This window comes from Teichococcus aerofrigidensis, from assembly GCF_054073225.1.
In genome coordinates, this window is the sequence record NZ_JBSXMU010000012.1 from 38,192 (window position 1) to 57,048 (window position 18,857).

Genomic DNA, 18,857 nt, shown 5'->3' on the forward strand with positions numbered 1-18,857 from the left:
GCCCGGCTTGGTTCCCGTCACCCCGTCACTGGGCCGGACCCAGTGGCCTGCGCCGGACGCCGGGGCGGACGTGCTGGAACGGCAGGGAGGATGGATCCGCGACAACCGGGCCTGGCGCCGCGACGACGATGACCTTCTCCGCGATGGGCTGGAAGTCCGCGCGGAAGTGCACGCTGCTCTTCAACGCCAGGATCTTCTCGCGCGCCGGCTCCACGCCGAGGTGACGGAACAGGGCCTGGTCATGGGCCTGCATCTTGCGGCTGACCACCACCACCCGCACCCGCCCGATGGCGATCAGTGCGGAGGGGCCCAGATTCGCGGGATTTCCGGCGCTCATCGGACCCGTGCAGGTGAAACGACCATCCGACAGACGCAGCACCCGGGCCTGTGCCTCGAAGGGGGCGCCATCCGACTTTCCGCCCAGCCTGAGCGCGAGTTCCGCGCCCTCACCCGCCGCATGGCAGAGCGCGGCGCTTTCGGCATCGTTGATCAGGCCGAGAACCGCATCCGCATCCTGGTGCACCAGTTCCGCCAGCAGGCCCGTGGTGTCGCCATGCCCGCCGCCTCCCGGATTGTCCTGGGTGTCGGCCAGGACCACGGGCCGGCTGGCCGACACGGCCAGGGCACGGGCCTCGGCGACACCCTCCGCGGCAGGAACGGCAGCGCCGGCAAATTCCGCCTCCCGCTCCGCCAGGCAGGCCAGCAGGGCCTCCGCGGCGGCATCGGCGGCATTCTGATCCGTCGCGTAGCAGGCCAGCGCCACGCCGCAATCGCGGAAATCCGCATAGGGAAAGCCGAAGCAGAAGGCGAGTTCGACAACACCCTCACGCTGCGACAAGGCGGTCCGGCGCTCCATGACGCCCCGCATCGGCTCGACCAGCGTGCATTGCGTGGTGAGCGGCATCCAGTAGTCGAGCTGCCGGTAGGCCCGGGCAAAGGGAGCGCCATGCCCGATGCGCCGCAACAGCAGCGCGAGCGCACGTTCCCCCGCCGCCTTCATGTCGACATGGGGGTAGGTGCGGAACGGCACCAGGACATCGGCCATCTCGACCATCCGGGCCGTCAGATTGCAGTGCGGGTCGAGGCTGGCCGCGACCGGGATGTCCGGCCCGACGACGGCGCGGACCCGGCGCAGCAACTCGCCCTCGGCATCGGGATAGCCTTCCGCGACCATGGCGCCGTGCAGGTCGAGATACACCCCGTCCAGCGGCGCGGCCTCCATGGCCGAAGCCAGATCGGCGACGATGCAGGCGCTGATCCGCTCGAAAGCCTCCTCCGTCACGGGCCCGGCCGGATTGGCGAAGGCCCAGGCCAGCGGCACGATCTCGGCCCCCTCGCCCTCCGCCCGGGCGATCGCGCCGGCGGCGGGCACGGAGGTCGGGCGCAGCGCATCCGGCAGGCCCGCGCCACGCTGGAACGGGGGGAAGCCGCCCGGCTGCTGAAAGTCTGTCCAGGCGGTCGATCTCGGCGCGAAGGAATGGCTTTCATGCAGGAAGCCACCGATGGCGATGCGCATGCTCCTCACTCCTCCCGCACCGGCCGGGCGGTGGCCAGCACCGCATCCGCCAGAACCACGAGCCCGGCTTCGGCCCATTCGGGCGAGATGGCCTCAGCCTCGTTGTGACTCACGCCGCCCTCGCAGGGGACGAAGATCATGGCGGTCGGAACCCGCCGCGCCACATAGACGGCATCGTGCCCGATTCCTGTGGGCATGGTCCTGAAGGGCAGGCCACGGCCGGCCGCGGCCTGGCGCAGTCTGTCCACCAACGCCGGGTCGAACGGTATCAGCGGGGATTCCCAGAAGAGATCGACCCGCGCGGAGACCTGGCGGGCGGCCGAGATCTCCTCCGCGCGCCTCCGCACCGCCTCGCTCATGGCCGACAGCGCGGCGGGATCGCCATGCCGCAGGTCCACGCTGAACCAGATGCGCGACGGCACGACATTCCGGCTGTCCGGCGAGACCAGCAGGCGGCCGACGGTGGCGCGGCCATCTCCGCCGGCCTCCAGCGCGATCTCCTCGACAGCCTGAATGAGTTGCGCCGCGGCCATCATGGCGTCCCGGCGCGGTCCCATGGCCGAGCCGGCATGCGCCTCCTCGCCCTCCACGGTGACATCGAGCCAGATCTGCCCCAGCGCCTTGTCGACCACACCGACGGGAATGCCCTCCGCCTCGAGCAGCGGACCCTGCTCGATGTGCAATTCGAAATAGGCGCCGAGGCGTTGCAGGGACCGGGGATCCTCCTCCCCCCGCCAGCCGATCCGCCGCAGTTCCTCACCGAAGATGGCGCCGGACGGGTCGCTCTTGGCCAGCACCTCCTCCTCGGAGAACAACCCCATCGCGACACCGCTGCCCATCATCGGTGGCGAGAAGCGCGCCCCTTCCTCATTCGTCCAGTTGATCAGGACGACCGGCGCCTGGGTTTCGATCCCCGCCTCGTGCAGGGCCCGTAGCACCTCGAGCCCGGCCAGCACCCCCAGCACACCGTCGAACCGGCCGCCCGTAGGCTGCGTGTCGAGATGGCTTCCCATGGCCACGGCCGGCAGGGACGGCTCGCGCCCTTCCCGCCGCACCACCATGTTCCCCACCCGGTCGAGCGTGACGCTGCAGCCGATCTCCCCGGCCCAGCGCCGCAGCAGCGCCCGCCCCTCGCCGTCCAGATCGGTCAGGGTCTGGCGGTTGCAGCCGCCCTTGGGCGTCGCGCCGATGCGTGCCATCTGCATGAGACTGTCCCACAGGCGGGCGCCGGAGACCGGCAGGTTGCCCGCGCTCATGCCTTCTCCACCCCGCACCATTCGGCCATGGTCAGCGCGATGGTGCGCGTGATGGCATGGAAGCTCTCCAGCCCGACACTTTCGTCGATGCCATGGATGGCATCCGCGTCCGGGCCGAAGCAGGCCACGGGCGTGCCCTGGTAGAGCGTGAAGAAACGCCCGTCGGTCAGGCCCGAGGCCGGATAGTCGCGCAATTCGCGGCCCGCCACGTCGATGAAGTTGCGGCGCGCCATCTGCACGATGGGGGCCTGCTGATCGAAGATGCAGGGATCGGCCATGAAGCCGCCGAACTCCAGCGTGAGCCGCGCCCCTCTGAGCCTCTCGTCGCTCGCGGCCTCCGCCACGATCCGCTCGATCTCGGCCTTCACGCGGGCGGCCGTGTTGCCCACCATGATGCCGACCCGGAGGCCGATCCGCGCCCGCGTCGGCACGGAGCTGTTCCACTCGCCGCCCTGCACGGTTCCGAAGTTCACGTTGACCGGGTGATTGACGCCGAAGAAGGAGGAATGGACGTTCTCGGCCCGGTTGGCCTCGGCCTCGTAGTCCTTGAAGTGCTGGGCGACGACATAGGCCGCCTCGATGGCGTTCACGCCCGCCTGCATCTCGCGGACATGCGTCGGGCGGCCCGTGACGACGACCCAGGCCCAGATCACGCCGACCTCGGCGGTATAGATGCCCTCGATACCGGGCCCCGGCTCGGGGATGATGACGGCATCGCACTTCGGCAGCGCCTGCATGCAGGCCAGGGCGCCGTTGCCCGTGCATTCCTCCTCGATGACGGAATGGAACTGGACCTCGGCGGCCGGTCGAAGCCCCGCGAGCTGCAGCGCGCGGAAGGCCATCACGTTGGAGATGTCGCCGGCCTTCATGTCTCCGGCGCCGCGGCCATACATGCGGCCGCCCCGGATGGTGGGCTCATAGGGCGGCGTGGTCCAGAGATCAGGGGCGCCTTCCGGAACGACGTCGACATGGCCCTGAAGGACCAGGCTGCGTCCCTTGCGCTCCCGCGGCCTGTGGACCGCCACGACATTGTCGCGCCCCTCATAGGAGATCAGCGGGGGCGAGAAGCCGGGATGCGCCGCCAGCTCCGCCGGCACCGTCGGCACGCGGACCGGCTCCAGGCCGAGGGTGGCGTAGTTCCGGGCCATCTCCTCCAGGGCGGAGGCCTCGTTGCCCAGGGTCGAGGGGCAGCGGACGAGGCGTTCCAGCGCGGCGATGGCGTCCCCCTCCAGGGTCTTGACGGCGTCGAGGATGGCGCGGCGGGCGCCGGGATCGAGGGTCGACATGACGTATCCTTCAGGCGAGTTCGGAGGAGACCGGTGGCGTCCAGCTGCGGCCGGGAATGCTGTCCAGCAGGGCGCGGGTGTAGCCGTGACGCGGCGCGCCGAAGACGCTGGCCGTCGGGCCCTGCTCGACGATGGCGCCGCGCTGCATGACCGCGATGCGGTCGCAGATCTGCGCGGCCACGCGAAGATCATGCGTGATGAAGAGAAGCGTGAGGCCGAGACGCTGGCGGATCTCCGCGAGGAGGTTCAGCACCTGCGCCTGGACCGAGACGTCGAGCGCGGAGACGGGCTCGTCGGCGATGAGCAGTTCGGGATCCATGGCGAGGGCGCGAGCCAGCCCGATGCGCTGGCGCTGACCGCCGCTGAACTCATGCGGATAGCGCTCGATCGCCGAGGGATCGAGCTTGACCAGCTCGAGGAGCTCGACCGCCCGGCGCCTCGCCTCCTTCGGGTCCGCGCCGTGCGCGACAGGCCCCTCGGTGATCGCATCGCCCACCTTCCGCCGCGGATTGAGCGAGGCATAAGGATCCTGGAAGACCATCTGGATCCGCTTGCGATAGGGCCGCCATCCCTGGCGCGACAGGGGGCGCAGATCCTCGCCGTGGAACAGGATCTCGCCCGCTTCCGGCTCGACCAGCCGGACCACGCAGCGCGCGAGGGTCGACTTGCCCGAACCGCTTTCCCCGACCAGGCCCAGGGTCTCGCCCTTGTTCAGGACGAAGTCGGCGTCGTGGATGGCCTTCACGGCCACCTTGGCGCCGAACCAGCCGCCCCGACGATAGGTCTTGGTGACCCCTTTCATCTCCAGCACCGGAGCCGGGCGGATGGCCTGGCCCTGGGTTGATCTGCCATGCGGAACGGCGGCGATCAGCGCCCTGGTATAGGGGTGTTGCGGGGCGTTCAGCACATCCCTCGCGGGGCCCTGCTCGACGATCCTTCCGTACTGCATCACCGCGACGCGATCGGCGATCTCGGCGACCACGCCGAAATCGTGCGTGATGAACATCACGCCCATCCCGCGCCGCTCCTGGATCTCGCGGATGAGCTTCAGGATCTGCATCTGCGTGGTGACGTCGAGCGCGGTCGTCGGCTCGTCGGCGATTAGCAGCGCCGGCTCCAGGGCCAACGCCATGGCGATCATCACGCGCTGGCGCTGTCCGCCGGACAGGCGGAAGGGATGCATCCGGGCGATCGAGGCGGGATCCGGCAGGTTCACCGCTGCCAGCAGCTCGGGCACCTTCTGCCGGGCCTCGCCACCTCGGCCATGCACGGCCAGCGCCTCGGCGATCTGGTCGCCCACGCGCATCAGCGGGTTGAGGGCGGTCATGGGTTCCTGGAACACCATGGCCATCCGCCGGCCCCGACGGGAGCGCAGCGCTTCCGCCGAAAGGCCGAGAAGCCGCTCGCCCTCGAAGAGGATGTCGCCGCCGAGGACCGGCAACTCGCGCGGCAGCAGGCCCATGATGGTGTTCGCGGTGATCGACTTGCCCGATCCACTTTCCCCGACGATGCAGAGGATCTCGCCGGCATCGAGATGCAGCGAGATCCCGTCCACGGCGTGCGGTCTGTCGGCGCCTTGCGGCAGCCCGATCGTCAGGTCTCTGACCTCCAGGAGATGCGTCATGGCTTTGCCCCGCGATTGCGCGCCAACCTGGGATTCAGGGCGTCGGACAACCCCTCGCCCACGAGATTCAGGGAGAGAACGGTGAGGAAGATGGCAATGCCGGGAAAGACGCTCATCCACCAGGCCAGGCGGATGACGCTGCGGCCCGATCCGATGAGAAAGCCCCAGGACATCAGATTGGGATCGCCGAGCCCGAGGAAGGACAAGGCGCTTTCGAGCAGGATGGCGGAGGCCACCATGAGGGATGACAGGACAACGATCGGGGAGAGGGTGTTCGGCAGGATGTCCCCGATCACGATCGAGAAGCGCGACTTCCCGAGCACCTCGGAGGCCTGGACGAACTCGCGCGAACGCAGGGACAGGAACTCCGCCCGGACGACACGCGCGACCGGGGGCCAGGAGACGATGGCGATGGCGAAGACGATGGAGCCGATGGTCGGCGTGAAGATGGCCACCAGCAGGATGGCCAGGACGAAGCTCGGGATGGTCTGGAAGAACTCGGTGAAACGCATGACGAGATCGTCGACGATGCCACCGAAGTAGCCGGCGACGGCGCCGAGCGTGACGCCGATGAGCAGCGCCGCTGCGGTGGAGACCGCCCCGACGAGCAGGGAGACCCGTGCGCCATGCGCGATCCCGGCGGCGACGTCGCGTCCCAGGCTGTCGGAACCGAGCAGAAGCCCCATCTCACCTGGCGGCATGAAGGGCGCCCCCACCATGTCCCACGGGCTGCCGGGAAAGATGACCGGCGCCAGGAGGGCGAGCATGGCCACCCCGACCAGGATGACCATCCCGAACACCGCGCCGCGGTTGCGGGAGAAGTTGCGCCAGAAAATTCTCATCCGGCCATCTCCACGCGCGGATCGACGACGGCGTAGAGAAGATCGGTCAGCAGGTTGAAGATCACGACCATGACGCTGGTGCAGAAGAAGACGCCCATCAGGACCTGGTAGTCGCGGGCCAGCAGCGCATCGAAGGCCAGCCGGCCGATGCCGGGCCAGGCGAAGACCGTCTCGACCAGGATGGAACCACCGATGACCTGACCGGCCTGGATGCCGGCGAAGGTGATGATGGGAAGGAGGGCATTGCGGAGCACGTGCCGCCGCTGGATGCGGCCTTCAGGCACGCCCTTGGCCCGGGCCGTCCTCACGAAATCCTGGTCGGCGACCTCCAGCATGGTGGCCCGTGTCAGACGCGCATAGACGGCGACATAGAACAGCCCCAGCGTCAGCCCCGGCAGGATGAGGTGCCTGCCGACATCCAGCGCCGCCTGGAAGCCGCTCAGCTCGACGCCCACCGAGGCCATGCCGAAGGAGGGCAGCCATTCCAGCGCCACGCTGAACAGAAGGACGAGCATCAGGCCCACCCAGAAGAGCGGCGTGGCGTAGAAGACGAGGGCGAGGACGGTGATGATGCTGTCCCACCACGTGCCGACGCGCTTGGCCGCCAGCGCTCCCATGCTCACGCCCACCACGAGGGCGAAGACGAAGGCGCTGCCGGTCAGCAGGAGGGTGGCCGGAAGCCGCTCCCAAAGGAGCGTGGACACGGGCATCTGCTGCCGGTGGCTGAAGCCGAGATCGAGCGTCAGCACGCCCTTCAGATAGAGCCAGAGCTGGACGTAGAGCGGCTGATCCAGGCCGAACTGGGCCCTCAGCTGCTCCAGGAACTTGGCATCCGCCGCGCCGGACTGGCCGGCGATGATGCTGGCGGGATCGCCGGGCGCGGCGTGGATCAGGAAGAAGTTGCAGATCACGATGGCCAGGACGACGATCGCCGCCTTGACCAGCCGCGCCGCCAGATAGGCCGGTAGCTTGGAGACTTCCATGCTCAGGCCAGGAAGACGTCGTCGAAGCTGGCATGCACGCCGGCGCCGCTGGTGATCACATTGTGCAGCCGCTTGTCATGAATGGTGGGAAAAGCCATCTCCAGCAGCCAGACCAGCGGCACGTCCTCCACCAGGATCTTCTGGACGGCCGTGAAGTATTCCTGGCGTTTGGCAGGCTCGGCGGCGTCGCGCGCCTGGGTGAAGAGCTCGTCCACTTTCGGATTGGCGTAGCCCGAGACGTTGGAGAAGAGGATCTTCTTGATGTTGGTGGAGACGTAGCTCCTCTCCACGCCCAGGGTCGGGTCGCCGTACTGGTAGAGATAGTTGATGGTGGTATCGAACTCCCAGTTGGCGGTCCGCTGCGCCCAGGTTCCGACATCCACGCTTTCCAGCTGGAGGTCGACGCCGACCTGCCGCAGCGACTGACGCAGGAACTCGCCCAGCCGGGTGAAGACCTCGCCATAGGGCAGGCTCAGATGCCTGATCGTGAACCGGACCCCCTGCCCGTTCGGCTTCAGCCCCGCCTCGTCCAGCAGCTTCTTCGCCGCGTTGACATCGAAGGACGGCATCCTGGCCGTGGCATCATGGAAGCGCGTGGAACTCGCCACAGGACCGGCGGCCGGCTTGCCGATGCCGAACCAGAGCCGCTGCGCGATGAAGTCGCGGTTCACGGCATGCGCCAGAGCCTTGCGCACGCGCACATCGTCCAGAGGCTTCACCCGGTGGTTGAGCTCCAGCCACATGAGCGGACCGAAATACTCCCAGCCCGTGGTCTGCACCTCGAGATTGGGCCGGGCGCGCATCTGCGGCACGTCGAAAGGCTCGATGTCGTTCGACTGTGTGAGCTGAACCTGCCCGCTCTCCAGGGCCAGGCGGCGCGATTGGCTGTCCGGAATCACCCGGTAGATGATGGCGTCGAGATAAGGCTGGTTGGGCTTCCAGTAGCCGTCGAAGCGCTCCAGCCGGATGAAGTTGCCACGCTGCCATTCCACGAAGCGGAAGGGGCCGGTGCCGATCGGCTTCTGGACGACGGGTGCCTGCCGATAGTCCTGTCCTTCGAAGTGATGCTTGGGGACAATCGCCGAGACCGTCACATCGAACATGAGGAGGAAGGGCTCGAACGGCGCGGACAGTACGAACCTGGCGGTGTTCCTGTCCACCGCCACGCCCTCCTTGATGCGCGAGAACACGCCGCGCGCACGGGGCGAGACTTCCATGTGGAACTTCATGATGGAGAAGACGACGTCTTCCGCCGTCATCGGCTGCCCATCATGGAACTTGACGTTCTCCTGCAGGTGGAAGGTGTATTCGAGCCCATCCGGGCTGATCTCCCAGCTCTTTGCGAGCTCAGGGAGGGGCTCCAGCTTGCTGCTGTAGCGGAGCAGGCCCTGGAAGATCTTGCCGCCGACGATCAGCGTCGGCGCCTGATTGTTGACGCCAACATGGAGAATGGGCGGCTCCGGGTTGACGATCGAGTTCAGGGTTCCGCCTCGTTTGGGCTGGATGCCCTGGGCCAGGGCGTCGTCCACGCGCATCAGCAAAGGCGCGGCGGCCGCGCCGGCCAGAAGGCCACGACGTGAAAGGCCCATCTTTGTCTCCCGTTGATGCATCCCAGACTGCGACGCTAACCCTGGGAAAGCCGCATCGACAAGGGCGTCCGTCCGGCATAGCCTGAGTTCATGCGCGCCTTTGCCCATCCCGATCAGACGCGGCATTCGCCGCATTTCTTCCTCCAGAGAGGGTCGGTCCGCCGCAACTTCGAGATACCGCAGCGGGCGGAGGCGCTTCTTGCCGCGCTTCGAGGCAGCGGGACCGCCGTGGAGACGCCGCCACTGGTCGAGCCCGCGGCGCTGCTCGACATCCACGACGCCGGCTATGTCGCCTTTCTGGCGGAGGCCGCGAAAGCCTGGGCGGCCCTTCCCGAGAAGGGGCCGGAGGTGGTGGCCAACATGCACCCCTCCCCTGAGATGCTGGCGCAGGGGGCCCGCCTGACCTCCTCGATCCTGGCGCGGACCGGCTGGTACACCGCCGATACGGCATGCCCGATCGGGCCCGGCAGCTGGGAGTCGATCCTCTCCGCCGCCTCCTGCGCCCTTGCCGCCGCCGGCTCCGTGAGCGCCGGGGGCGGCCTGGCCTATGCGCTGAGCCGGCCGCCCGGCCACCATGCCTATGCCGCGCGGGCCGGCGGGCACTGCTACGTCAACAACAGCGCCCTGGCAGCCGAACGCCTGCGCCGTGGCGGCGCGGCCAGGGTCGCCATCATCGATATCGATGCCCATCACGGCAACGGAACGCAGGGCATCTTCTGGGAGCGGGACGATGTCCTGACGGTGTCCCTGCACGGCGATCCCGCGGGCTACTATCCCTGGTATGTCGGGTATGACGAGGAACGGGGCGGCGGCCGGGGGCTGGGGCACAACCACAATCTCCCCCTCCCGCGCGGGTCGGGCGACGAGGCGTGGCTCGCCGCGCTTTCTCATGCCGTCGAACGCAGCCAGGCCTTCCGGCCGGACGCGCTCGTCATCCCCCTCGGCTTCGATGCGTCCGAGCAGGAGCCGTTGAGTTTTCTCAAGGTCACGCGGGACGGCTTCGCGCGCGCCGGGGCGCTGTTGGCAGGCCTCGGCCTTCCCACCGTGCTTGTCCAGGAGGGCGGCTACAACGTCGATCTCATAGGAAACCTCCTGTTGAGCTTCCTCGATGGCTGGCACGGGCGATAATCCATTAAGTTGATGATCTGGGGGTGGGTCTGTAATCTGCCGCCATGAGCATCGTCCGTCTGGCCAGCTTCGCCTTCTCCGGTATCGAAACCGTGCCGGTGGAGGTGCAGGTCCAGATCACCGGCGGACTGCCCGCTTTCATCCTGGTCGGCCTGCCGGACAAGGCGATCACCGAGAGCCGCGAGCGGGTGCGCGCCGCCCTGAACGGCATGGGGCTGAGCCTCCCCCCCAAGCGCATCCTGGTCAATCTCGCGCCGGCAAGCCTGCAGAAGGAAGGTTCGCATTTCGACCTGCCGATCGCCCTCGCTCTTCTCGCGGCGATGGACATCGTGCCTTCCGAGGAACTGGAGGGCTTTGCCGCCCTGGGCGAACTGGCCCTGGATGGGGCCATCGGTCCCGTGGCCGGCATCCTTCCGGCCGCTCTGGGCGCGGCGGAACGGGAACTGGGGCTGATATGCCCCCTCGCCCAGGGTGGCGAAGCGGCCTGGGCCGGCTCCGTCGAGATCCTGGCGGCCCGCGATCTCCCGCAGATCATCGCGCATCTCAACGGAAAGCAATTGCTCTCCGCGCCACAGCCGCCAGCCCTGGAGACCCCCGTGGCAGGCCAGGCGTGCCTGTCCCAGGTGCGCGGCCAGGAGGCCGCCAAGCGCGCCCTGGAGATCGCCGCCGCGGGCAACCACAACCTGCTGCTCTCCGGGCCTCCAGGCGCCGGCAAGTCCATGCTGGCCTCCCGCATCGCCGGCCTTCTGCCGGATCTGACCCCCGCGCAGGCCCTGGAGGTCAGCCTGATCCGCAGCGTTGCCGGGCTTCTCGAGGGGGGACGGATATCATCGAGGCCACCCTTCCGGAGTCCCCACCACTCCGCCAGCCAGGCCGCACTGGTCGGCGGGGGGCCAAAAGCGCGTCCCGGCGAGATCAGCCTCGCGCATCATGGGGTGCTGTTCCTCGACGAGCTTCCGGAGTTCGGCCGCCCTGCCCTGGAGGCGCTGCGCCAGCCTTTGGAGACCGGCTTCTGCACCATCAGCCGGGCCGCGGCCCATGTCAGTTATCCGGCCCGGTTCCAGCTGATCGCGGCGATGAATCCGTGCCGATGCGGTCACCTGGGCGAGGCGAGCCGGGAATGCGGCTCCGCGCCCCGCTGCGGCGAGACCTATCAGCAGAAGCTCTCAGGGCCCCTGCTCGATCGCATCGACATGGTGATCGGGATGGCGCCGATATCGCCGGGCGACATCGCACAGGTGCCGCTGGGAGAGAGCAGCACGACGGTGGCAGCGCGGGTCGCTCAGGCCCGCACGCGGCAGCGTGAACGCGGCGTCAGCAACGCCGAGGAGGCGCTGGACACGCTCGTCCCGGCTCTGTCGCAGGAGGCGCTGGCTCTGGCGGACCGTGCCACCACCCAGCTCGCCTTGTCCAATCGCGGCTATGTCCGATGCCTCCGGGTCGCGCGCACCATCGCGGACCTGGAGGAAAGCGATGTGGTGGAACGCCGCCACATGGCCGAGGCCCTCACCTACCGGCACCGCAGCCGGCTCGCCGCCCTGGTCTGAGACGGCGGTCCGCCGTTCAGCGGCTCCGGTATCGCCGGGCCATGGCCTCAAAGCGCAGGCTCTCGCCGTTCCGTCGCGCTCGCCACCACAGGGTGCCGAAGGCCACGAGCCCGGCGATTAGGGCCACAGGCAGGGCAATCGCGAAGAACGCCACGGCGATCCCCGCCACCACCACGCCAAGCGCCACCAGTGCGACAAGCGCCGCCACGCCACCCAGCCTCAGCAGGAGCCTGTCCAGCCATGTCGTGGGGCGAGGTGCCGGCCCCTTGAATTCGCCGTCGGGCGTCATGTCCAGGACAGGGCGGTGGTCTTGACCGGATTGCATGGCGGACATGTTGGAGATTCCACTCCTGCCTTCAAGCCTCACAGAGCTTGGAGACGATTGGTAACATGATGCTTCCCACCGAAACGAAAAACGCGGGCCAGTCTGGCCCGCGTTCGAAAGAAGCTGACGGATCGGAACCCCGATCAGGTGTCAGGCGCTCTGCTTCATGATCTCGTCGGCGACGTTGCGCGGCACCGGATCGTAGTGGTGGAACTGCATCGAGAAGGAGGCGCGGCCTTTGGTCATGCCCCGCAGGTTGGAGATGTAGCCGAACATCTCCTTCAGCGGCACATGGGCGCGGACAATGACCGAAGTGCCGGCCATATCCTGGCTCTGGATCACGCCACGGCGACGGTTGAGGTCGCCCACCACGTCACCGACATGGTCCTGCGGCGTCGTCACCTCGACGTCCATGATCGGCTCCAGGATCACCGGGCCGGCCTTCTTCATGCCCTCGCGGAAGCAGGCCTTGGCGGCGATCTCGAAGGCCAGGGCCGAGGAGTCGACGTCGTGGTACTTGCCGTCCGTCAGGGTGTACTTGAAGTCCACCGTCGGGAAGCCGGCCAGCACGCCGGTATCGGCCTGGACCTTGATGCCCTTCTCGACCGCCGGGATGTATTCCTTCGGCACCGAGCCGCCGACGACGGCATTGACGAACTCGATGCCCTCGTTCCGCTCCTTGGGCTCGAAGGTGATCTTCACCTCGGCGAACTGGCCCGAACCACCCGACTGCTTCTTGTGGGTGTAGGTCTCGGTGTGCGCCTTCGTGATCGTCTCACGATAGGCCACCTGCGGCGCGCCGATGTTGGCGTCCACGCCATACTCGCGCTTCAGGCGGTCGATGATGATCTCGAGGTGGAGCTCGCCCATGCCGGACAGGATGGTCTGGCCGGTCTCCTGGTCGGTCTTCAGACGCAGGGAGGGATCCTCGCCGGCCAGCTTCTGCAGGCCCAGCGTCATCTTCTCCACGCCATCCTTGGTCTTGGGCTCGACGGAGATGTCGATGACCGGCACCGGGAAGGCCATGCGCTCGAGCACGACGGGGTCCGCCGGGTCGGCCAGGGTGTCACCCGTCAGGGTGTCCTTCAGGCCCACGATGGCGACGATGTCGCCGGCGAACACCTCCTTCACTTCCTCACGCTTGTCGGCGTGCATCTGGAACATGCGGCCGATGCGTTCCTTGTTGCCCTTGGCGGTGTTCAGGACGGTATCGCCCTGGCGCACCACCCCGGCATAGACGCGGATGAAGGTCAGGTTGCCGTACTTGTCGTTGATCATCTTGAAGGCGAGCGCGGAGAACGGCGCGGTCTCGCTCACCTCGATGATACGGCGCGGGGTGTTCTCGTCCTGGCCTTCCTCGGGGGCGACCATGATGCCCTCGACTTCCACCGGGCTCGGCAGGTAGTCGCAGACGGCATCCAGCAGCGGCTGTACACCCTTGTTCTTGAAGGAGGAGCCGCAGACGACCGGACGGAAGGCGCCGGAGATCGTGCCCTTCTTGATGCACTTCTTCAGGGTCTCGACGGAGACGTCGCCCTTGTCGAAATACTCTTCCATCGCCGCGTCATCGACGGACAGGGCGGTGTCGAGCAGGAGCTGGCGGTACTCGGCCGCCTTCTCCTTCAGGTCGTCCGGGATCGGGGCCTCGTGGTACTTGGCGCCGAGTTCGTCGCCTTCCCAGATCAGGGCCTTCATCTCGACCAGGTCGACGACGCCCTTCAGGGTATCCTCGATGCCGATCGGCAGCTGCAGGGCCACCCAGTTGATGCCGAGCTTCTCGGTCAGGGTCGCGGCGGCGCGGTAGAAGTCGGCGCCCGTGCGGTCCAGCTTGTTGATGTAGATGATGCGCGGCACGTTGTAGCGGTCGGCCAGGCGCCAGTTGGTCTCGGACTGCGGCTGCACGCCGGCCACGCCCTCGATCACGAAGACGGCGCCATCGAGCACGCGCAGCGAGCGGTTGACCTCGATGTTGAAGTCGATGTGGCCCGGGGTGTCGATGACGTTGATCCGGTGGCCCTTCCACTCGGCCGTCACGGCAGCGGAGGTGATCGTGATGCCACGCTCACGCTCCTGCTCCATGTAGTCGGTGGTGGTGTTGCCCTCGTGGACCTCACCGATCTTGTGGGATTTGCCGGTGTAGTAAAGGATCCGCTCGGTCGTCGTCGTCTTGCCGGCGTCGATATGCGCCGTAATGCCGATGTTGCGGATCTTCTCGAGCGGTGTGCGCGCCACGGGGGGCCTCCATACGCGTCGCGGCGCGAGCCGCGCGGGAAATCTTCATACGAGATCGGCGCGGCTTCCCGTACCGCGCGCTCGCTGGATTGGGTGTCAGTCCAGCCGGACCGCGAGATCATCCCCTGAGCCGGAACCGCCCTGGCCAGGCGGCCGGGACGCAAGGGAGGAAGATGATCAAACCATCCGCCAGAATCGATGGCGGCAAACCGCAGGGGTTCTGCCGCAATCACCGTCGCGGCGGCAGATGCACCGGATCGCACGGCATTGCAAGCAATAAGAAGCTGGTTCCCGCCAGGGCCGAAGGGCCGGGGAAGATCGCGGAAAAGACGCCGCCTTCTCCACGTCCTGCCACTCCGCCCGCCGGCAAATCAGTCGTCGCGGTGAATGCGCTCCATCTTCTCGTGCCGCTCCTGCGCCTCGATGGAAAGGGTCGCGATCGGGCGCGCCTCGAGCCGACGCAGACCGATGGGCTCCCCGGTCTCCTCGCAATAGCCGTATGTGCCGTTCTCGATACGTTCGAGGGCCTGATCAATCTTCGAGATCAGCTTCCTGGCGCGGTCGCGGGTGCGCAGTTCGAGAGCGCGATCTGTCTCTACGCTGGCGCGGTCGGTCAGATCGGCTTCGGATATCCCGCCTTCGCTGAGGCTTGCCAGGGTATCTCCCGCTTCCCGAAGGAGATCCTGCCGCCACTTCAACAACTTCTGGCGGAAATACTCCTGCTGCAAGGGAGACATGAACTCTTCGGCATCGGACGGCCGGTAGTCAGGCGGCACGGTAATCAACATCGTCATCGATCTCCGACCGAAAGGATCATCCGCAAAATTCCTGCCTCCCGGAAACGGCCGGAACATAACGGCAGCAATACCGAAAAGCCAGCCCGACCACCAAGGCGTAGGCATATGAATTTTTTACGGAACTTCGGAATTGCCGCATTCGGCGTCAAGCCTTTCGGCCATCGCACCTTTTACCGGCACTCCCTGAAACAGCGGCGGCAAGGCCTTTCTTCGGAACCGGACCCAGGCACCGGGTTCGCCATCCAGGCTATAGGTCCTTGCGGCAGGAAAGCAGTATCAAAAAACCGTTTTCTCTCGATATTCCGACAGATCAGAAGCGAGCCAGCGCGGCGCCCCAGGTCAGACCTCCGCCGATCGCCTCCATCAGGATCAGATCGCCGCGCTGGACACGCCCGTCCCGCGTCGCCTCCGCCAGAGCCAGGGGAATGGAGGCCGCCGAGGTATTGGCATGGCGGTCCACCGTCATGACCACGCGCTCCGGCGGCAGTCCCAGCTTGCGCCCCATCGCGTCGATGATGCGGGCATTGGCCTGGTGCGGCACGAGCCAGGAGACCTCGGACTTGTCCAGGCCGTTCGCCGCCAGGGCCTCGTCGACCGCAGCGGCCAGCTTGCTCACGGCGTGCCGGAACACCTCGCGCCCCGTCATGCGCAGGAGCCCGACCTCCTGCTCCACATACAGAATATCGCCATGCCGGCCATCCGCGTGCAGATGGCAGGAGAGGAGCCCCCGATCCCCCGGCGTCTCGGTGGCCTGGAGCACCACCGCGCCGGCGCCATCGCCGAAGAGGACGCAGGTCCCCCGGTCCTTCCAGTCCATGAGCCGGGAAAAGACTTCGGCCCCGATGACAAGGGCGCAGCGCGCCTGCCCGGTCCGCAGCATGGAATCCGCGATCGACAAGGCATAGACGAAGCCCGCACAGGCCGCGGAGACATCGAAAGCGAAGCCCCGGCTGATGCCGAGCTTGGCCTGAAGCCGGGCTGCCGTGGAGGGAAAGGCGGCGTCCGGTGTCGCGGTCGCGACGATGATCGCATCCACCGCCCCGACATCGAGCCCGGCCTGCTCCAGGGCCGCCCGGGCCGCCGCCGCGCCCATGTCGCTGGCGGATTCCCCCGGCGCCGCCAGATGGCGTTGGCGGATGCCAGTCCGTTCCCGGATCCAGGCATCCGACGTGTCCAGCCCGTAGCGCGCGGCCAGAGCCTCGTTGTCCAGCACCGTCTCGGGCAGGTAGCCGCCGGTACCGAGAATCAGGCTGCGAGGAGTCATGGGGATCGATCCTGAAGCCACGGTCACCGACCGGGAAGATGGGCGTCGGCCACGGCCGTCTTGGTTCGCGGCGGCAGGGCGGAGAGGCCCTCGCGAATCCGCTGGTTGAAGCCATGTGTCACCATGTCCATGGCGACATCGACGGCATGGGCGAAGCCGATGGCATCGGTGCCACCGTGGCTCTTCACCACCACGCCGTTCAGGCCGACCAGGACCGCGCCATTGTAGCGCCTGGGGTCCATCCATTCCCGAAGCCGGTCGAGCGCGCGACGAGCCAGGAGATAGCCGAGCTTGGCCGAGAGGGAGGAGGTGAAGACCTGCTTCAGCAGGGAGCCGACCAGCTTGAAGGCCCCTTCCCCGGTCTTCAGGGCGATATTCCCCGTGAAGCCGTCGGTGACGATGACGTCCACGGTTCCCGCCGTGATGTCATGCCCTTCGACGAAGCCATGGAAACTGGAAGCCAACGGGCTTTCCCGGAGAATGTCGGCGGCCTGCCGAACCCGGTCGTCGCCCTTCAGCTCCTCGCTGCCGACATTCAGCAGCCCGATGCTGGGCTTCGACAGCCCCAGGACGGCCCTGGCGAAGGCATCGCCCATCACCGCGAACTCGACCAGATTGCGCGCATCGCAGGTGACGTTCGCGCCCAGGTCGAGCAGCACGACATCGCCGCGGGCGGAAGGGCCGATGGCCGCCAGGGCGGGACGCTCGATCTCCGGGAGCGTCTTCACGACGATCTTGCCGAGCGCCATCAACGCGCCCGTATTGCCGGCCGAGACCACACCCGCGGCCTCGCCGCCGGCGACGGCGTCGATGGCGATTCGCATCGAGGAGTGGCGGACGCGAAGCGCGGCGGTCGGCTTCATATCCCCGGGAATGGCGTCCGCGGCATGGCGGATCGAGCAGAGTCGCGCCGCCTTGGGGCGGCGCGCCAGCAGAGGCGTCAGCCGGGTCTCATCGCCCACCAGGAGAAAACGGGCCTGGGGATGCCGCTCGGCGGCAAGCTCCAGGCCGTCCAGCACCGCCTCGGGTGCGTGGTCACCGCCCATGGCGTCGATGGCGAGGGAAAAGACTTCCGCAGGACGGACCTGAGAGGCTTCGCCCTGCGGCATGGTCGCCTGCGACAAGGTGTTGTTTTCTCGCTCGACGCTCAGGAAATCAGACGCGGACCGCGGCCTTCAGGGCCTTGCCGGCCTCGACGACCTCGCGGCCGTCATAGTGGCCGCAGGAGGCGCAGATATGGTGCGGGCGCTTCAGCTCGCCGCAGTTCGGGCACTCGTGATGGGCGGCACCCACCAGCGCCTCATGGCTGCGGCGCATGCCGCGGCGGGAGGGCGAAACCTTCTTCTTCGGAACGGCCATGGCGCCGGGCCTCTCTCTCGTCGTGCTGTCGTAGTCAGCGGTAAATCAGGAAGGCGCGGCCATTACCACCCTCCCCCCACCCGCGCAAGCTTTTGGGGGAGCGGCGGCGTCCCGGGCGCCGCTATTCCAGCCGGACCGCGTAGCGATGGCGCTCCGTGTCGATCATTGAGAGCCGCACCTCGACCGGGCGATGCGCGACGTCATAGGCGATTCTCTGCACCATCAGCAGCGGCGTTCCGGCGGGCTTGCCAATGGCCTGGGCCGTCTCCTCATCCGCCGCGCCCGCCGAAAGTTCCTCCTCGGCCGCCGCGATGGTCACGCCATGGGCGCGCTGGAAGTGGACATACAGCTCCGAGGCCAGCTCGCCGGGTGGAAGCCTGAAATCCGGCAGCATCGCGGCCGAGAGGGTGCAGCGCTCGAAGATGCGCGGGCTGCCATCGAGCAGGCGAATCCGCCGCAGGTGATGGACGGGGGCCCCGGCCTCGATCGCCAACGCCTGGGCCTCCCAGGGCTCCGCCGCCCCCTCGTCGCACGAGACCACGATGATCCTGGAGACGACCGCGCGCCCACTCAGGTCCCTCACCCGGAAGAAGTGCCGGCGCGCCGTCTCGCCCGTGTGCCGGGCGACCGTCGTACCACGCCCCTGCCGCCTGTTGATAAGATTGCGCTGCTCGAGCGAGGTCAGCGCCTTGCGCACCGTTCCCTGGGATACGCCCAGCTCCGTCGCCAGCTCCGGCTCCGAGGGCAGAAGATGACCGGGCGGCCAGATGCCGCCCACGATCCGCCCCAGCAGGATCTCCTCGACCTGCCTGTAGAGAGGCCGAGCATCCAGCCTGGCATTCGCAGCGGAGATGTCGGTGGCCATGGATGGATGAAACCTTTGTGCGGCGCGGAAGGACAGCGAGGGTGTTCCCTATCCCGCGACGGCAATCAAGGCGTCTGAAGGATTAGACTTGTGTCTTATACAAGACCTGCTAAACAGGGCGCCTCGGAGTTGCTCTGCAGGCCGAGTTTGGGGAGGAATGGTTCCGCAAAGGAACCCCCGCGTTGACGGCGCCCGGCCGAGAGGCCAAGGGCGCCCGGCGCGGTTTTTGCCCCGTACCCGGGTT

At 67.6% G+C, this 18,857-nt stretch carries 16 protein-coding genes; 2 read left to right on the forward strand and 14 right to left on the reverse strand.

What is annotated here, in order from left to right; all coding sequences use genetic code 11:
- Positions 1 to 25: 25 nt before the first annotated feature.
- The 7 genes from ACVMLK_RS05000 to ACVMLK_RS05030 are packed head-to-tail and all read right to left on the reverse strand — an operon-like array spanning position 26 to position 9,096.
- Positions 26 to 1,516 (reverse strand): M81 family metallopeptidase, encoded by a 1,491-nt coding sequence (locus tag ACVMLK_RS05000; RefSeq protein ID WP_457485792.1) that lies wholly within the window; start codon positions 1,514 to 1,516, stop codon positions 26 to 28.
- A gap of 5 nt (positions 1,517 to 1,521) precedes the next feature.
- The gene (locus ACVMLK_RS05005; RefSeq protein ID WP_457485793.1) at positions 1,522 to 2,772 is read right to left on the reverse strand and encodes an allantoate amidohydrolase; all 1,251 of its coding nucleotides are present in this window, start codon (positions 2,770 to 2,772) and stop codon (positions 1,522 to 1,524) included.
- A complete protein-coding gene (locus tag ACVMLK_RS05010; RefSeq protein WP_422923978.1) occupies positions 2,769 to 4,058 on the reverse strand; it encodes an ArgE/DapE family deacylase in 1,290 nt (429 codons plus the stop codon). Before ACVMLK_RS05010 ends, ACVMLK_RS05005 begins: the two co-directional genes overlap by 4 nt.
- Before the next feature lie 10 nt (positions 4,059 to 4,068).
- On the reverse strand, positions 4,069 to 5,682 hold the full coding sequence (locus ACVMLK_RS05015; RefSeq protein WP_198367789.1) for an ABC transporter ATP-binding protein: 1,614 nt from the start codon (positions 5,680 to 5,682) through the stop codon (positions 4,069 to 4,071).
- Positions 5,679 to 6,524, reverse strand: a complete 846-nt coding sequence (locus tag ACVMLK_RS05020) for an ABC transporter permease (RefSeq protein WP_198367788.1) — start codon at positions 6,522 to 6,524, stop codon at positions 5,679 to 5,681. The genes ACVMLK_RS05015 and ACVMLK_RS05020 overlap by 4 nt, the downstream gene beginning before the upstream one ends.
- The gene (locus tag ACVMLK_RS05025; RefSeq protein ID WP_422923975.1) at positions 6,521 to 7,507 is read right to left on the reverse strand and encodes an ABC transporter permease; all 987 of its coding nucleotides are present in this window, start codon (positions 7,505 to 7,507) and stop codon (positions 6,521 to 6,523) included. The genes ACVMLK_RS05020 and ACVMLK_RS05025 overlap by 4 nt, the downstream gene beginning before the upstream one ends.
- Positions 7,508 to 7,509: 2 nt before the next feature.
- Entirely contained in the window at positions 7,510 to 9,096 is a 1,587-nt protein-coding gene (locus ACVMLK_RS05030) for an ABC transporter substrate-binding protein (RefSeq protein ID WP_457485794.1), read from the reverse strand.
- Between the two features lie 90 nt (positions 9,097 to 9,186).
- Between ACVMLK_RS05030 and ACVMLK_RS05035 the strand changes: the two genes are divergently transcribed.
- Positions 9,187 to 10,224: a histone deacetylase family protein gene (locus ACVMLK_RS05035; RefSeq protein ID WP_457485795.1), complete on the forward strand. Its 1,038-nt coding sequence runs from the start codon at positions 9,187 to 9,189 to the stop codon at positions 10,222 to 10,224.
- A gap of 44 nt (positions 10,225 to 10,268) precedes the next feature.
- Positions 10,269 to 11,771, forward strand: a complete 1,503-nt coding sequence (locus ACVMLK_RS05040) for a YifB family Mg chelatase-like AAA ATPase (protein ID WP_457485796.1) — start codon at positions 10,269 to 10,271, stop codon at positions 11,769 to 11,771.
- Between the two features lie 16 nt (positions 11,772 to 11,787).
- On the opposite strand, the gene ACVMLK_RS05045 is transcribed toward ACVMLK_RS05040, so the two are convergent.
- From ACVMLK_RS05045 to ACVMLK_RS05075, 7 genes are all read right to left on the reverse strand, one after another.
- Positions 11,788 to 12,105, reverse strand: coding sequence for a hypothetical protein (locus ACVMLK_RS05045; RefSeq protein WP_232477384.1), 318 nt, complete (start codon positions 12,103 to 12,105; stop codon positions 11,788 to 11,790).
- Between the two features lie 141 nt (positions 12,106 to 12,246).
- Positions 12,247 to 14,328 (reverse strand): elongation factor G, encoded by a 2,082-nt coding sequence (fusA, locus tag ACVMLK_RS05050; RefSeq protein WP_198367784.1) that lies wholly within the window; start codon positions 14,326 to 14,328, stop codon positions 12,247 to 12,249.
- Positions 14,329 to 14,699: 371 nt separating this feature from the next.
- Positions 14,700 to 15,113 carry an RNA polymerase-binding protein DksA gene (gene dksA / locus ACVMLK_RS05055; RefSeq protein WP_198367832.1) on the reverse strand — a complete coding sequence of 138 codons (414 nt, stop codon included), beginning with the start codon at positions 15,111 to 15,113 and terminating at the stop codon, positions 14,700 to 14,702.
- A gap of 322 nt (positions 15,114 to 15,435) precedes the next feature.
- Entirely contained in the window at positions 15,436 to 16,389 is a 954-nt protein-coding gene (locus ACVMLK_RS05060; RefSeq protein WP_198367783.1) for a beta-ketoacyl-ACP synthase III, read from the reverse strand.
- A 23-nt stretch (positions 16,390 to 16,412) separates the two neighbouring features.
- Entirely contained in the window at positions 16,413 to 17,435 is a 1,023-nt protein-coding gene (gene plsX, locus ACVMLK_RS05065) for a phosphate acyltransferase PlsX (RefSeq protein WP_370592072.1), read from the reverse strand.
- Positions 17,436 to 17,544: 109 nt separating this feature from the next.
- Positions 17,545 to 17,748, reverse strand: coding sequence for a 50S ribosomal protein L32 (gene rpmF / locus ACVMLK_RS05070; RefSeq protein ID WP_198367782.1), 204 nt, complete (start codon positions 17,746 to 17,748; stop codon positions 17,545 to 17,547).
- Between the two features lie 121 nt (positions 17,749 to 17,869).
- Complete coding sequence (locus ACVMLK_RS05075; RefSeq protein WP_198367781.1) at positions 17,870 to 18,613, reverse strand: GntR family transcriptional regulator; 744 nt, start codon at positions 18,611 to 18,613, stop codon at positions 17,870 to 17,872.
- Between the last annotated feature and the right edge of the window lie 244 nt (positions 18,614 to 18,857).

Excerpts from the sequence above, each read along its gene's own strand:
- plsX (WP_370592072.1), bottom strand. The coding sequence starts at position 17,435 with ATGGGCGGTGACCACGCACCCGAGGCGGTGCTGGACGGCCTGGAGCTT.
- ACVMLK_RS05020 (WP_198367788.1), bottom strand. The coding sequence starts at position 6,524 with ATGAGAATTTTCTGGCGCAACTTCTCCCGCAACCGCGGCGCGGTGTTC.
- ACVMLK_RS05000 (WP_457485792.1), bottom strand. The coding sequence starts at position 1,516 with ATGCGCATCGCCATCGGTGGCTTCCTGCATGAAAGCCATTCCTTCGCG.
- rpmF (WP_198367782.1), bottom strand. The coding sequence starts at position 17,748 with ATGGCCGTTCCGAAGAAGAAGGTTTCGCCCTCCCGCCGCGGCATGCGC.
- ACVMLK_RS05040 (WP_457485796.1), top strand. The coding sequence starts at position 10,269 with ATGAGCATCGTCCGTCTGGCCAGCTTCGCCTTCTCCGGTATCGAAACC.
- ACVMLK_RS05035 (WP_457485795.1), top strand. The coding sequence starts at position 9,187 with ATGCGCGCCTTTGCCCATCCCGATCAGACGCGGCATTCGCCGCATTTC.
- ACVMLK_RS05045 (WP_232477384.1), bottom strand. The coding sequence starts at position 12,105 with ATGTCCGCCATGCAATCCGGTCAAGACCACCGCCCTGTCCTGGACATG.
- ACVMLK_RS05030 (WP_457485794.1), bottom strand. The coding sequence starts at position 9,096 with ATGGGCCTTTCACGTCGTGGCCTTCTGGCCGGCGCGGCCGCCGCGCCT.
- ACVMLK_RS05060 (WP_198367783.1), bottom strand. The coding sequence starts at position 16,389 with ATGACTCCTCGCAGCCTGATTCTCGGTACCGGCGGCTACCTGCCCGAG.
- ACVMLK_RS05015 (WP_198367789.1), bottom strand. The coding sequence starts at position 5,682 with ATGACGCATCTCCTGGAGGTCAGAGACCTGACGATCGGGCTGCCGCAA.
- ACVMLK_RS05010 (WP_422923978.1), bottom strand. The coding sequence starts at position 4,058 with ATGTCGACCCTCGATCCCGGCGCCCGCCGCGCCATCCTCGACGCCGTC.
- ACVMLK_RS05025 (WP_422923975.1), bottom strand. The coding sequence starts at position 7,507 with ATGGAAGTCTCCAAGCTACCGGCCTATCTGGCGGCGCGGCTGGTCAAG.
- ACVMLK_RS05005 (WP_457485793.1), bottom strand. The coding sequence starts at position 2,772 with ATGAGCGCGGGCAACCTGCCGGTCTCCGGCGCCCGCCTGTGGGACAGT.
- ACVMLK_RS05075 (WP_198367781.1), bottom strand. The coding sequence starts at position 18,613 with ATGGCCACCGACATCTCCGCTGCGAATGCCAGGCTGGATGCTCGGCCT.